The organism is Vibrio sp. 1F169 (assembly GCF_041439605.1).
GTDB classification, from domain to species: Bacteria; Pseudomonadota; Gammaproteobacteria; order Enterobacterales; family Vibrionaceae; genus Vibrio; species Vibrio tasmaniensis_A.
The window spans coordinates 1-13,731 of the sequence record NZ_JBGOOI010000001.1 but is presented as its reverse complement, the minus strand read 5'-3'; the positions used below and the strand labels follow the sequence as shown (position 1 = coordinate 13,731).

Genomic DNA, 13,731 nt, shown 5'->3' with positions numbered 1-13,731 from the left:
GATTACGACTCCTTCTTATTTGATGAGTGTTGGTTTGTAGCAGAGCTCTTAGTGTGAGCTGCTTGAATCGCAGAGATGACCGCTTGAGCTTTGCCGCGAGTTTCATCGGCTTCTGCTTGTGGGTCTGAGTCGAATACCACACCAGCGCCAGCTTGTACCTGTGCTACGCCATCTTCAACGTAAGCAGAACGAATTACGATACAAGTATCTAGAGTCCCTTCACCGGTTAGATAACCGACTGCACCACCGTAGCTACCACGACGCGTTTTTTCTACGTCTCGAATAAGCTGCATTGCGCGGATTTTTGGTGCGCCCGTTAGCGTGCCCATGTTCATACAAGCTTGGTAAGCGTGTAGGGCATCTAAGTCTTCACGTAGCTGACCAACAACACGAGAAACCAAGTGCATCACATGGCTGTAGCGATCCACTTTCAACAAGTCTGCTACGTGGCGAGTGCCTGCTTCGGCAATACGAGCCACATCGTTACGTGCTAGGTCAACAAGCATCATGTGCTCGGCGTTTTCTTTCTTGTCGGTACGCAGTTCAAGCTCAATACGGCTGTCTAGATCGAAATCGATTTGGCCATTTGGGCGCTTACCGCGGCGACGAGTACCAGCAATTGGGTAAATCTCGATTTGGTTGGTTTCGGTTTCGTATTTCAGAGCACTTTCTGGAGAGGCACCAAACAGAGTAAATAGCTCGTCTTGCATATAGAACATGTAAGGGCTTGGATTACTTTGCTTGAGCTCTTTATAAGCCGCCAGTGGAGCAGGGCAAGGCAGAGTGAAGCGGCGTGAAGGTACCACTTGGAATACATCGCCTTTAACTACGTACTCTTTTAAGTCACGAACCGTTTGGCAGAAGTCTTCATCTGAAACGCTTGGTACAGCTTCAACATTGTCGAGCGGCGTTACTTCTGTGATGGCTTTCAATGACTGACATTGTGTCTGAATATCAGCTAGACGCTCAGTTAATTGTGTTCTGATGTTTTCATCTTGAGTGAACAAGCTCGCGTGAAGCAGACCTTCGTTCTCTTGGTGATCGAAACGCAATAGTGTTTCCGCAACGTAGAAAACAAAGTCAGGGCAGTTGTTAGTCGCTTCAGCATCACCTAGCGGTTCAAAGTTCGCCACGATGTCGTAAGCGAATAGGCCCGCCATGAATAACGCGTGCTTGTTATCCGCGTCTTGCTCAAAGCTGTGTTGAACCAAACGCAGTGCATCGAATGAAGAAGCTTCTCTTAAACGTGAGTCTTCATCTAATTCGTTGCTTGGCTCGACAAAAGTCAGCGTCAAAACGTTATTGGTAAGGTCAGATTCAATTTCTGCTTTAACGTTTTGAGTTAGATGTTCGATAAGCGCTTGACCATTTTCAGTCAATGCTTGGAAGGTTACTTCATGTCCGCGACATACGATGCGAACAGCAGAGTCGATAAGGAGTAGGCTTGTCAGGTTCTGTTTAGATTCAATCTCAGCAGATTCCAACAACAGGCTGTCTGTTTTGTTTTCACACAAAGTATGAAAAACGCTGGTTGGATCTTGCGAGTAAGGAACTGAAGAATTGATGACCTCAATGGTTCCCAGCTTTTTGATTTCAATGGCCTTGTTCACAAGACCTCCTTTATGATTCTTTAAATTTCCTGCCGTACATAGTCGCATAAAGATACCTTTCACCCAATCTAGAATATGGTCAATTCGATGATTTGTTAGTCAGTTGAATGTGAGATGTTCGACAAATTAAAAAGCCCGCTATTAAAGCGGGCTTAGTGATAACTTTTTTATAAACAAACTGTTTAACTAGAAGTACACGTTAGCCCACCAAGAACTTGTCCAAGTGCGCCACCAATTAAGCTCTGAACTTGCTTCTACTGAAGAAAGTTCTAAAACTTTATCTTTATGGTTTTGGTTAAATTCTTGTAACATGGTGAACCTATCAAATGTGATACTTCGTATTTGCGTACTAGTTAACTAGTTTTGCGCTTGCAGGTCAAGTGCGTTGACACAAATATAACGATAAAAATTGAAAACAATGAAAAAGAATATATGAGAATTGATCTACATAGTCATACAACAGCCTCAGATGGCCGACTTACTCCACCTGAACTGATTGACCGAGCGCTAGGCTTTAACATCGAAGCGTTAGCGATTACAGATCATGATACGACTGATGGGCTTGCTGAAGCACGCAGCTATATTGCTGATAACAACCTTCCTATCCAGTTGATCAACGGCATTGAGATTTCGACCGTTTGGCAAAACAAAGATATCCATATTGTTGGGTTAAATGTTGATCCGGAGTCACCAGAGCTAAAAGCGTTAATTGAACAACAGAAGCAACACCGTGTTGGGCGTGCAGAGATGATTGCTCAACGTCTTGAGAAAGCGACTCGTGAAGGCTTGCTAGAAGAAGTTAAATTGATTGCGGGTGATGCGCCTATCACTCGTGCTCACTTTGCTAAGTGGTTAGTCGATAACGGCTACGCGAAAACCATGCAGCAGGTGTTTAAAAAGTTTCTGACTCGCAATAACCCAGGTTATGTGCCGCCAACGTGGTGTTCAATGAGTGATGCTGTCACGGCTATTCATGCTGCTGGTGGTCAAGCCGTATTAGCTCACCCCGGCCGATATGGCTTAACAGCGAAGTGGGTTAAGCGTCTGTTAGCTGCATTTGTTGAAGCAAAAGGTGACGCTATGGAAGTCGCTCAGCCTCAGCAAGCGCAACAAGAAAGACGCACACTTGCGGATTATGCTATACAATACAAACTATTAGCCTCCCAAGGCAGTGACTTCCATTATCCATCTCCGTGGATGGAACTTGGACGTAATCTCTGGCTACCTTCTGGGGTCGAAGAAGTATGGAAAGATTGGGAGTTTCAAACGGTTTCACCAACTGATACCGATAACAGTATTTAGGTGAACCAGCTCCTTCTGATGATAGAGTCGAGAGATTCGATAACGAGGATCAACAATGAGCCAGTTTTTTTATGTACACCCAGATAACCCACAAGCGCGCTTAATTACTCAAGCGGTTGCGATTATTCGCAATGGCGGCGTTGTGGTTTATCCAACAGATTCCGGTTATGCGCTGGGCTGTCAGCTTGAAAACAAACAAGCACTTGAACGCATCTGTAAAATTCGTCGAATCGATGATAAGCACAATTTCACGTTGTTATGCCGTGATCTTTCTGAATTGTCACTGTATGCACGAGTTGATAACGTTGCTTTCCGTTTACTTAAGGCGCACACGCCCGGTGCTTACACGTTTATCTTCAAAGCAACCAAAGAAGTACCGAAGCGTTTGATGAATGCGAAACGTAAAACGATTGGTATTCGTGTCCCAGACAACAAGATTGCACTTGACCTGTTGGAAGCAATGGGTGAGCCATTGATGTCGACGTCTCTGATTCTTCCGGGTAACGAGACAACTGAATCGGATCCAGAAGAAATTCGCGACAGCCTAGAGCATGCGGTTGATGTCATTTTGAATGGCGGCTACTTAGGTGAGCAACCGACTACGGTTATTGACTTCAGTGACGATGATGCCGTTGTTTTACGTCGTGGTGCCGGCGATCCAGCGCCGTTTGAATAATAGCGTTACTGATTAACAGTCTGTAACGAAACGGCAAACCTGCCAGAGTAAATAACAAGTGCTTTTTGGCAGGTTATTTGCGATAATACGCGACCGCGATTTGGTCGCGAAAAATTCATTCGACGTCTGTGAAGACGACAATTAGGTAGAAAAGAGTAAATGAGCGAAAAATTACAGAAGGTTTTAGCGCGAGCTGGTCACGGTTCTCGTCGTGAACTAGAAGGTTTAATTAAATCTGGTCGTGTAAGTGTTAACGGTCAAGTTGCGAAATTGGGTGAGCGTCTTGAAGACGAGAACTCAGTGATCCGTATCGATGGCCACACTATTACAGGCAAAGCCTCTGAAGAAGTGGTTTGTCGTGTACTTGCTTACTACAAACCTGAAGGTGAGCTTTGTACTCGTCATGATCCTGAAGGTCGCCGCACTGTTTTCGATCGTCTACCTAAGATCCGTGGTTCTCGTTGGATTTCAGTTGGCCGCCTTGATGCAAACACATCGGGTCTTTTGCTTTTCACTACTGATGGTGAACTTGCAAACCGCCTAATGCACCCAAGCCGTCAGGTTGAGCGTGAGTACCTAGTACGTGTGTTTGGTGAAGTGACTGAGCAAAAAGTTAAGAACGTGACTCGTGGCGTTCAACTTGAAGATGGTATGGCTCGTTTCGAAGACGTGGTTTACGCTGGCGGTGAAGGTATGAACCATACTTTCTACGTAGCGATTAACGAAGGTCGTAACCGTGAGGTTCGTCGTCTTTGGGAATCACAAGAAACAACAGTAAGCCGTCTGAAACGTGTACGTTACGGTGATATCTACCTTGATAAGAAACTGCCTCGTGGCGGTTGGAAAGAGCTAGATCTTCAAGAAGTAAACTACTTGCGTGAGCTTGTTGAACTTCAGCCAGAAAAAGAGACACTGTTGGATCTTGATCCTGCAAACACTTCTCGTAAGCGTGAGCGTTCTCGTAGCCAAAAAATTCGTCGCGCTGTTAAGCGTCACGAAGAGCGTGCAAATGCTCCTAAAGGCCGTAGCAACCAGACTAAGCGTAAGAAGCCTGCAACTCGCGGTACTACAACACCTGATTCAGGCCGTAGTGCTCCAGCGACCAATGGCAAACCTCAGGCTACCAAAAAGCCTAAACTGAACAACGGACGCCCGGCTAAACCGGCTAAGCCAAGATCACGTAAGTAATTACACCAGTAGTTGCTACAGTTCTTAAGCTTAAAGCTTAGTCCAACGTTTCGAATACTAAAAAACCTGCTAACTTAGCAGGTTTTTTTTCGTCTTGAATATGGCGCAGTTCAAATCATGTCGAAGTGCTTACCAAGTAGAAACGATTAACCAGGTAGAAGTGCTTCACTAGCTAGGGTGACTAGCTATGGACTACGATTGGTATTAGGTCACTTTCAAATGATTCGAGAAGTTGTCACCCTTCGCCATGCGGTCATACAAAATAACATTGACCGCGGCAGCAAGGTTCATGCAGCCATTAGTCGGAACGTAGATAGTTTCACGACAGAAGTCCGTGATCTCTTTTTTCAGAGTTCCATCTTCAGGGCCGAAGATATAAAAAGCACGAGGTGGGTGCTTATAATCAGGCAGAGGCTTAGCGCCTTCTATCAAATCAACCGCGATTGGTACGCAGCCAACTGGAATAATGTCTTTCAGGTCTTCAACACCAATTAATGGTAGCTCAAGGTGCTTTTCCTTGGTGTCGGTATGAAACTGTCGAGCGTGGTCATAACGGGTGCCAGTATAAAATACAGAGTTTGCTCCGTAGCAACCAGCCGCTCGCATTACTGAGCCAACATTTTCAGGTGTTTTGGGGTTTACTAATCCAACACAGGCATAGCCTTTGGATAGTGTATCTGTCTTTGCTTTGGTCATAATTTTGTAGAGTTGCAGTTTGGTAAAGTGATGAGGCTATGAAGTCGTAAGAAAATCAGCTCAGTACTCTGAGCTGATTTAAGAAGAGCCTAGTCGCGTTTCCACAAGATGTGACAGAACTTGTGTTCAGGGTCACGGCTGATCAGCAGACGAGCGAATACGTTATCTAAGACATCATCAGCTTCATTTACAAGACCAATGCGTACTTCAGCGTAGATCTCTTTGTCGACTTCAAAGCCAACATGTTCAACCCAATCGTCACCAGTTTCAACGAGCTCTGCAGCGCCACGATCTTCAAACTGAGCCGTGAATAGGATCACGTCTGCTGGTTCAAGGTTATCAGGAGCCATCTCTAGAAAGATGTCGTATGCAGTGTCAATTGCGTCGTCGTAAGACATAAAGTCGTTAGCTTCGGTCATAATAAATATCTTAGCTTGCGCGGTTCATGTATTTACGTTCAGCTGTGTTCACAACAACTTTGTCGCCAGTTGCAATGTACTCAGGAACTTGAACAGTAAGGCCAGTAGACAGACGAGCTGGCTTAGTACGAGCTGAAGCAGATGCACCTTTGATTGAAGGGTCTGTTTCTTCGATCACTAGCTCAACTGAAGTTGGTAGTTCAAGCGTTGCTGCAGTACCGTCGATAAGAATCGCGTACATGCCTTGAGTTTCTTCGTTGATGAATAGCAGTTCGTCTTCGATCATTTCACCGTTGAAGATGAACTGTGAGTAATCTTCGTTATCCATGAAGATGTACTCGTTGCCGTCAACGTAAGAGAACATCACTGCACGCTTAGTTACGTCGATAGTTTCAACGATTTCGTCAGCCTTGTGGCGAACTTCTGTTTTAACGCCAGTTGCTACATCGTGACCACGGAAGCGGTAAATCTTTTGACCGCCACGGCCACCTGGTGTTGTCACTTCGATATCTTTTACTAGTACTGTTTTGCCATCAACGTTGATCGCAAAACCTTTTTTAATCTCACTTGCTCTAGGCATTTTGTGTTTGTCCTTATTGGGTCTATCCGGTGATTATATCTCGTAGACGCTATAAATAGGAATAGCTTGAATCATAAAGTCACCTAAGCGATCATAGAGAGACAGTTAAATCATTATTTTATTTACCGAAACGACCTATGCAGCTACCTGTTATTGACCCAACACAGCCATTTCAACCTGAATTCCAACCTGTGGTTAACGATCTGATTACCTTTTTAAAAGGTGGGTTAGGATCCAATCTACACAGTGTCTATGTTTATGGCAGTGTGGCACGCAAACAAGCCGTCGTCGGTCGCTCGAATCTAGATGTGGTTGTGGTTACTCATCGTCCTTTTCCAGATCAACGAACCACGCTGCTGAATACCATTAAATGGCGCTTCCAAAAGAGCTTCCCTCAGGTCACTCAAGTGGCGATCAAAACTACCTTGGTGAGCGAGATAGTTGATTTCGACAATATCTTTACGTGGGGCTTCATGCTCAAGCATTTAGCCGTGTGTGTGCATGGTGAAGACTTATCTGATTGCTATGGTGATTTCGAAACGAGTTGGGAAATTGCCAAGCACTGGAATATGGACGCGGAAAATTGGTTAGCGGTTTATCGTAATAAGATTGCCCGAGCAACAACGCCAGAGCAGCAAATCGCCGCGCAGGTGATTATTGCCAAGAAGCTTCTGCGAGCCAGTTACTCTTTGATCATGTACCGAGATAAAAACTGGTTCGATGCGCCTATGGAGTGCGGTCAACAGTTCTTGAGATATCATCCAGAGAAAGAAGTCGAGATTCAAAGATTGGGTATTTTGCTGTCTGGGCGTGCGATTCCTAAACGTTCAGTAATAGGTATTCTTGATGGCTTTGGTGAATGGCTGGTTAAGCAGTATCAGAAAACTGAGTTTCGAATCGGGTAGGGGGTCGTAAGCTATCAAGATCGTAAGCTATCCATTGATATGAAAAAGCAGAGCGAGTTAAGCACTCCTCTGCTTTTTTCGTTTTAAGGTCTGGCTCGAGTTTTAATAGATATCTCGAGTCTAATGTCGCGTCGAAAAGAGAATTAAATCTAGAACAGACCTAGCTGCTGGCCGCTGACTCTTTCAAAATCTAACCCTATAAATGGCAGAATCGCTTCTGCGACCGGTTTAATCTGCTTGTCGATGTAATGTTGATAATCGATACCGCTCTTCAAATACTCCTTGGGCTCGGGGCCACTCAGCGTAATCAAATATTCAATACGCCCTTTGTTTTGATATTGAAGCGGGCGACCGAGCTGAGCATTGATCTCATCGGCTAATCTAGCAGCGCGAACCTGTGGCGGAATGTTCTTCTGGTATTCATGCAACTTACGGCGCAAGCGTTTTTGGTAAACCAGTAGGTCATCGTGTTTGCCCGCGGATGTTTCATCGACAAACTGTCTAACATAATCACTTGGATCTTGGTCGTGAAAGACCATCTCATACAAGGTTTGTTGGAACTGTTGTGCAAGGGGCGTCCAATCGGTTCGTGCACTTTCAAGGCCTTTAAAAATGATCTTCTCTTGGTCGCCTTGATTGATTAGACCTGCATAGCGTTTCTTCGATCCTGTCTCAGAGCCTCGAATGGTTGGCATTAGAAACTTGCGATAGTGAGTTTCGTATTCCAATTCAAGTATCGAGGTGAGGTTGTAGACCTCTTTCAGGTGATTCGTCCACCAGTCGTTGATGTAAGCCACAAGAGAGTGACCAATCTCGTCTGCTTGTTCTTGCTCAAAACTGCCATTAAGAGACACGAAAGTTGAATCGGTATCTCCGTAAATTACTTGATACCCTTTATCTTCGATCAGAACCTTGGTTTGCTTCATGATCTCATGACCACGCATGGTGATCGATGACGCCAATCGAGTATCAAAGAAACGACAACCAGAAGAACCCAGCACACCATAGAAAGAGTTCATGATGATCTTAATCGCCTGAGAAAAAGCTTTCTCGTTATTTTTCTTTGCGACATCACGCGCTGCCCACAGATTTTCGATCATCTCTGGTAGAAAGTGCTTAGAGCGGTGGAATTGACCGCCACGAAACCCAGCCACCGCTTGGTCTTCTTCGGAGCCTAACTCTAACTTTAGTCCTTCAATCAGGCCCATCGGGTCAATCAAGAAAGATCGAATGATCGATGGATACAGGCTTTTAAAGTCGAGTACCAAAACCGAGTCATAAAGGTTGGGAATCGAATCCATCACATAACCACCGGGGCTAGCGATCCAGTTCTCAGGCTCTAAGTTCGGCGCGACGTAACCTGCTCGGTGTATCTGAGGCATGTATAAGTTAGTAAAAGCAGCGACAGAGCCGCCAACGCGATCAAGTTCAACACCAGTTAATCGAGAACGTTCAATAGCAAAATCGAGTAGGTGAGTGTGTTCGAAGATTCGGTTTACGAGCACACAGTCTTGAAGGTTGTACTTGGCAAGTGAAGGCTTATCGAACTTAAACATTCGATTGATTTCATCCATGCGGTCATGAACATTATGAATGTCTTTGCCTTCGCCCAGTAACTCTTGTGACACGGACTCAAGAGACCATGACCTGAAATGGTAGGTTGCTGTTTTAAGCATATCGATACCATCTAAGACCACGCGACCAGGAATGGTAATGAACCCCTGCTGGTTTTGTGCGGAGCTGCGAAAGAAGCTCGGTTGATTGTCGCGACCAATACTGAGTTTCACTTCGTTCCATTCTGAACGTTTGTGCAGCAGCCTAAAGTCGAAATCAATGACATTCCAACCGATGATGATGTCCGGGTCAAACTCGGAGAACCACGCAATCATAGCTTCAAGCAGCGCTTTCTCGTTGGTAACCCATTGGATATTGGTATCTGCTTCTTGTGGATCGCCAATCATTATCACTCGGCTATCCATTGGACTGTCTAGGCCGATGGAATAAAGCACACCTTTTTCCGAACACTCAATATCAAGCGAAACCACAGACAAGTTTGGCAAGTAATCGCCAGCTCGGCATTTTGCGTTCGATACTCTGCGATGCTGTCTTTTTGGGGTGATAGTGCCTGTGAATTCGATACTGCCCTTGATAAAGCGTTCCATCAGATATCGATCGGCTAGTCGAATATCACTTTCAAAGGTTTGGATCTCTTCACCGTTAAAGGCTTGAGCTAACCCGAAGCTGCTTCTCGATAAGGAAGTGTAACAAGCGGCTAAAGGGGTTTGGTCAAATGTGGCTAGTTCTAGGGACTTGAATTGGCAATCAATCGACTCTTTCGCTGCGATTGCCCGACATTCTTCAACATCAGATTGAGCAACAAAAAAGACAGGCTTTTCGTTTTGAATAGTCAGTAGCGTAGGGCCTTTAGGGGTGCTTAACCACAAGTCGATTTGTGTGCGCCCTGAAAAGTCTCTTGCTTGTCTTGTGAGTACAAAGCCTTGCTGAATATCCAATGTAGTAACCTATTGAAATTGGGAATCGAATACTACCACCTAGCGACCCTCAGCGCATAACAGGCAGCAAAAATACTAACTAAATTCTAGTTAACAGAGGCAAATAACGGGACTCTATAAGCAAATAAGTGAAATTGTCGCGAATGGCTATTCAATGGTATTGAAAATATCTTTATCTTGTGTAATTTTATTGGGTGTTGTTTTAACTGGTTGATTTTTAGAAAAAGCTTGTTGTTTTAGTTGGCTTATTTGTTAATAAGTACTTGCTAAAGTTCGTGTTTCAGCACATATTCAACAGAGCTTTTTTTTAGTAATTAAGTTAAGATGTACTCAATGCTGCGATTCACTGTTCCTTTGTTCAATTGTTTCAAACAGATGAAATGACACAGTGGTTGCAGAGCCAATTAATAGTGTGGAGATACAAGTTTGATAAATGTTTTCCTTGTAGATGATCACGAGCTGGTTCGCACAGGGATACGACGTATTATTGAAGACGTCCGTGGAATGAACGTAGCAGGGGAAGCTGAAAGCGGTGAAGATGCTGCAAAATGGTGTCGTACTAACAATACTGACGTTATTTTGATGGATATGAATATGCCTGGTATTGGTGGCTTAGAAGCAACCAAGAAAATCTTGCGTTTCAACCCTGATGTTAAAATCATCGTTTTAACTGTTCATACGGAAAATCCGTTTCCAACTAAAGTGATGCAAGCTGGAGCTGCTGGTTACCTTACTAAAGGGGCAGGTCCGGATGAAATGGTAAATGCAATTCGAGTGGTTAATAGTGGCCAACGATACATTTCGCCAGAAATTGCGCAGCAGATGGCTTTGAGCCAATTCTCGCCTGCGTCTGAAAATCCATTCGCAGACTTATCTGAACGTGAACTTCAAATCATGATGATGATTACCAAAGGTCAGAAAGTGACGGATATTTCAGAACAACTCAATCTAAGTCCTAAAACAGTCAACAGTTACCGCTACCGCTTGTTCAGTAAGCTGGATATCAGTGGCGATGTAGAGCTCACGCATTTAGCGATTAGACATGGAATGTTAGACACTGAGACCCTTTAACACTGAGATCGTATAGTGACCAACTTGTTTGACTCAGTCTCATTCCTCAAGACAGTAACAGAGCAGCCCGGCGTTTATCGAATGTATAACGCCGAGGCTGTTGTTATTTACGTCGGTAAAGCTAAGAACCTCAAAAAACGCCTTTCCAGTTATTTCCGTAAAAAAGTCGACAGTGAAAAAACACGCGCTTTAGTCAGCAATATTGACAAGATCGATGTCACTGTAACGCACACGGAAACAGAAGCGCTCATCCTTGAGCATAACTACATCAAGCAGTACTTGCCTAAATACAACGTACTTTTGCGTGATGATAAGTCGTACCCTTATATTTTTATTAGCGGTCACAAGCATCCTCGTTTGTCGATGCATCGTGGTGCTAAAAAGAAAAAGGGCGAATACTTTGGTCCTTACCCTGATTCCGGCGCTGTGCGTGAGACGTTGCACCTACTACAAAAAATCTTTCCTGCTCGCCAGTGTGAAGATACGGTTTATGCCAACAGAACGCGCCCGTGTTTGATGTATCAGATTGGCCGTTGTGCTGCGCCATGTGTCAGCTCAATCATCTCTGATGAAGAGTACAGTGAACTTATCGACTACGTTCGTCTGTTCTTGCAAGGGAAGGACAAGTTAGTCCTTGAGACGCTCATCGAAAAGATGGACACAGCAAGCCGAGAGCTTCGCTTTGAGCAAGCTGCCGCGTTCCGTGACCAAATCCAAGCGATTCGACGCGTGCAAGAACAACAATATGTATCCGACGATTCAATGGAAGATATGGACGTGTTGGGCTTTGCTCAAGAGAATGGCGTAGCGTGTATTCATATCTTGATGATTCGCCAAGGCAAGGTTTTAGGCAGTAGAAGCCATTTCCCGAAAATCCCCAACAATACGGTGCGAGAAGAGGTTTTTTCGAGCTTTTTAAGCCAATACTATCTTGCGCATAATGAAGCGAGAACCATCCCAACTCGTTTGATTCTCAATGCCGATTTGATGGAAGATGTCACTCCGATTCAAGAAGCCTTGTGTGAAGTGGCGGGTCGTAAGATTCACTTTAATACCAACCCTTCAGGTACTCGAGGTCGTTACCTTAAACTGTCGAATACCAATGCATTGACGGCTATTACCACCAAGATTAATCACAAGATGACCATCAACCAGCGCTTTAAAGAGCTTCAAGAAGTGTTGTCGATGGATGCGATTAAACGAATGGAATGTTTCGATATCAGTCATACCATGGGTGAAAGCACAATTGCGTCTTGTGTGGTGTTCAATCAAGAAGGGCCGGTTAAACCCGAATACCGCCGTTACAACATCACTGGCATTACCGGTGGTGATGATTACGCGGCAATGGCTCAGGCGCTTGAGAGGCGTTACTCGAAGCAACTTGATGTCGATAAGATCCCAGACATCATTTTTATCGACGGTGGTAAAGGTCAGCTCAACCGCGCTCATGAGATCATTTCTCAATATTGGGGTGATTGGCCATTTCGACCAAGAATGATGGGTATAGCCAAAGGGGTTACGCGTAAACCGGGTTTAGAAACCTTGGTGACTCTTGAAGGCGAAGAGTTCAATTTACCCAGTGATGCGCCAGCGCTACACCTTATCCAACATATTCGTGACGAAAGCCATAATCACGCGATAGCAGGGCACAGAGCGAAACGAGGTAAAACTCGCCGAACCAGTGCTTTGGAAGGAATCGAAGGGGTAGGACCGAAACGTCGTCAATCTTTGTTGAAATATATGGGTGGCTTACAAGAACTTAAGCGTGCAACTGTCGAAGAAATAGCCAAAGTGCCGGGCATTAGTCATTCTTTGGCAGAAAACATTTATCAAGCATTGAAACAATAGTAAAAATCCCGCACCATTAAAGCGCAATTGATAAGAGCCTAATAATATGCGTTTGAATATACCTAACATTTTGTCCTTACTGAGACTATTTTTAATCCCAGTATTCGTTGTTGTTTTTTACCTACCTTATGAATGGGCTCCTTTTGCTGCTGCAATGGTGTTTTGGGTAGCGGGTTTTACTGACTGGCTAGATGGCATGCTGGCTCGTAAACTAGGACAAACGTCTCGCTTTGGTGCCTTTATTGACCCCGTGGCGGATAAGGTGCTCGTTGCTACTGCTCTTATCTTAGTTACCGAGCATTATCACTCGATCTGGGTGACTATTCCTGCTGTGACCATGATTGGTCGTGAAATTATCATCTCGGCGCTTCGTGAATGGATGGCTGAAATCGGCAAACGTGCAAGCGTTGCGGTATCTTGGGTTGGTAAAGTGAAAACCGTTTCTCAGATGTTTGCTCTTTGGGTACTTATCTGGCGATACGACGACTGGATGGTTTGGGTGGGTTACATTGCACTCTATGTTGCAACCGTTCTTACTTACTGGTCAATGGCGCAATACTTGATGGCCGCCAAAGATGATTTGTTAGACGAAAAACACCATTGATGAAGAAGCGAGCTGAGGCTCGCTTTTTTGATCTTTAACCTAAGGTTAAATTATCAATAGTGGATATCTAATGTGATATAGATCTCCTTTGAATAGCCTGTCCACAAAGTGCTTTGCACACAAAGTCAGCTATTTAGCCTGTTTCGTATAAAATCTATTCAAACGAATTAAAAATACAAAAATAATATTGACTCAAACGCTCGAATCCGTAGAATGCATCCCGTACCCAAGAGGATGGCAATAAGCGATTCGATTGGAGTTATTAAGGCGCCTTGGCAGAGTGGCTATGCAGCGGATTGCAAATCCGTGGACCTCGGTT

13 protein-coding genes and 1 other annotated feature are annotated in these 13,731 nt (G+C 44.6%); of the genes, 7 read left to right on the top strand and 6 right to left on the bottom strand.

The annotated features are described in order from the left end of the window. Positions 1 to 2 precede the first annotated feature (2 nt). On the bottom strand, positions 3 to 1,610 hold the full coding sequence (locus ACED53_RS00065; protein WP_029225629.1) for an anthranilate synthase component 1: 1,608 nt from the start codon (positions 1,608 to 1,610) through the stop codon (positions 3 to 5). Positions 1,611 to 1,735: 125 nt separating this feature from the next. Further along, positions 1,736 to 1,850: a sequence feature (Trp leader region), on the bottom strand. Beyond that, positions 1,797 to 1,922 (bottom strand): trp operon leader peptide, encoded by a 126-nt coding sequence (locus ACED53_RS00060; protein ID WP_009848753.1) that lies wholly within the window; start codon positions 1,920 to 1,922, stop codon positions 1,797 to 1,799. It overlaps the preceding feature by 54 nt. Before the next feature lie 120 nt (positions 1,923 to 2,042). Here ACED53_RS00060 and ACED53_RS00055 point away from each other — a divergent pair, with 120 nt between their 5' ends. From ACED53_RS00055 to rluB, 3 genes are all read left to right on the top strand, one after another. Further along, positions 2,043 to 2,912 carry a PHP domain-containing protein gene (locus ACED53_RS00055; protein ID WP_029225628.1) on the top strand — a complete coding sequence of 290 codons (870 nt, stop codon included), beginning with the start codon at positions 2,043 to 2,045 and terminating at the stop codon, positions 2,910 to 2,912. Between the two features lie 55 nt (positions 2,913 to 2,967). Beyond that, a complete protein-coding gene (locus ACED53_RS00050; RefSeq protein WP_009848751.1) occupies positions 2,968 to 3,588 on the top strand; it encodes an L-threonylcarbamoyladenylate synthase in 621 nt (206 codons plus the stop codon). 159 nt (positions 3,589 to 3,747) lie between these two features. Continuing rightward, a complete protein-coding gene (gene rluB / locus ACED53_RS00045; protein WP_004729784.1) occupies positions 3,748 to 4,776 on the top strand; it encodes a 23S rRNA pseudouridine(2605) synthase RluB in 1,029 nt (342 codons plus the stop codon). 204 nt (positions 4,777 to 4,980) lie between these two features. Here the strand turns inward: rluB and ACED53_RS00040 are convergent, their stop codons facing one another. From ACED53_RS00040 to yeiP, 3 genes are all read right to left on the bottom strand, one after another. Then, positions 4,981 to 5,472, bottom strand: coding sequence for an RNA methyltransferase (locus ACED53_RS00040; protein WP_004729783.1), 492 nt, complete (start codon positions 5,470 to 5,472; stop codon positions 4,981 to 4,983). 89 nt (positions 5,473 to 5,561) lie between these two features. Then, entirely contained in the window at positions 5,562 to 5,891 is a 330-nt protein-coding gene (locus ACED53_RS00035; protein WP_017102076.1) for an HI1450 family dsDNA-mimic protein, read from the bottom strand. 10 nt (positions 5,892 to 5,901) lie between these two features. After that, a complete protein-coding gene (gene yeiP / locus ACED53_RS00030) occupies positions 5,902 to 6,471 on the bottom strand; it encodes an elongation factor P-like protein YeiP (protein WP_004729781.1) in 570 nt (189 codons plus the stop codon). Between the two features lie 137 nt (positions 6,472 to 6,608). Between yeiP and ACED53_RS00025 the strand changes: the two genes are divergently transcribed. Next, on the top strand, positions 6,609 to 7,376 hold the full coding sequence (locus ACED53_RS00025) for an elongation factor P (RefSeq protein ID WP_017102075.1): 768 nt from the start codon (positions 6,609 to 6,611) through the stop codon (positions 7,374 to 7,376). 149 nt (positions 7,377 to 7,525) lie between these two features. Here the strand turns inward: ACED53_RS00025 and ACED53_RS00020 are convergent, their stop codons facing one another. Beyond that, positions 7,526 to 9,889, bottom strand: coding sequence for a DNA polymerase II (locus tag ACED53_RS00020; RefSeq protein WP_017102074.1), 2,364 nt, complete (start codon positions 9,887 to 9,889; stop codon positions 7,526 to 7,528). A 426-nt stretch (positions 9,890 to 10,315) separates the two neighbouring features. Here ACED53_RS00020 and uvrY point away from each other — a divergent pair, with 426 nt between their 5' ends. The 3 genes from uvrY to pgsA are packed head-to-tail and all read left to right on the top strand — an operon-like array spanning position 10,316 to position 13,412. Beyond that, positions 10,316 to 10,960, top strand: coding sequence for a UvrY/SirA/GacA family response regulator transcription factor (uvrY, locus tag ACED53_RS00015; protein ID WP_004729778.1), 645 nt, complete (start codon positions 10,316 to 10,318; stop codon positions 10,958 to 10,960). Between the two features lie 15 nt (positions 10,961 to 10,975). Then, positions 10,976 to 12,808 carry an excinuclease ABC subunit UvrC gene (gene uvrC, locus ACED53_RS00010; RefSeq protein ID WP_029225627.1) on the top strand — a complete coding sequence of 611 codons (1,833 nt, stop codon included), beginning with the start codon at positions 10,976 to 10,978 and terminating at the stop codon, positions 12,806 to 12,808. Positions 12,809 to 12,854: 46 nt separating this feature from the next. Further along, a complete protein-coding gene (gene pgsA, locus ACED53_RS00005; RefSeq protein WP_012604331.1) occupies positions 12,855 to 13,412 on the top strand; it encodes a CDP-diacylglycerol--glycerol-3-phosphate 3-phosphatidyltransferase in 558 nt (185 codons plus the stop codon). The last annotated feature ends 319 nt before the right edge of the window (positions 13,413 to 13,731 follow it).

What these genes read in the sequence shown, in the direction of transcription:
- ACED53_RS00060 (WP_009848753.1), bottom strand. Translation starts at nt 1,922, where the DNA reads ATGTTACAAGAATTTAACCAAAACCATAAAGATAAAGTTTTAGAACTT.
- ACED53_RS00055 (WP_029225628.1), top strand. Translation starts at nt 2,043, where the DNA reads ATGAGAATTGATCTACATAGTCATACAACAGCCTCAGATGGCCGACTT.
- ACED53_RS00050 (WP_009848751.1), top strand. Translation starts at nt 2,968, where the DNA reads ATGAGCCAGTTTTTTTATGTACACCCAGATAACCCACAAGCGCGCTTA.
- rluB (WP_004729784.1), top strand. Translation starts at nt 3,748, where the DNA reads ATGAGCGAAAAATTACAGAAGGTTTTAGCGCGAGCTGGTCACGGTTCT.
- ACED53_RS00040 (WP_004729783.1), bottom strand. Translation starts at nt 5,472, where the DNA reads ATGACCAAAGCAAAGACAGATACACTATCCAAAGGCTATGCCTGTGTT.
- ACED53_RS00035 (WP_017102076.1), bottom strand. Translation starts at nt 5,891, where the DNA reads ATGACCGAAGCTAACGACTTTATGTCTTACGACGACGCAATTGACACT.
- yeiP (WP_004729781.1), bottom strand. Translation starts at nt 6,471, where the DNA reads ATGCCTAGAGCAAGTGAGATTAAAAAAGGTTTTGCGATCAACGTTGAT.
- ACED53_RS00025 (WP_017102075.1), top strand. Translation starts at nt 6,609, where the DNA reads ATGCAGCTACCTGTTATTGACCCAACACAGCCATTTCAACCTGAATTC.
- pgsA (WP_012604331.1), top strand. Translation starts at nt 12,855, where the DNA reads ATGCGTTTGAATATACCTAACATTTTGTCCTTACTGAGACTATTTTTA.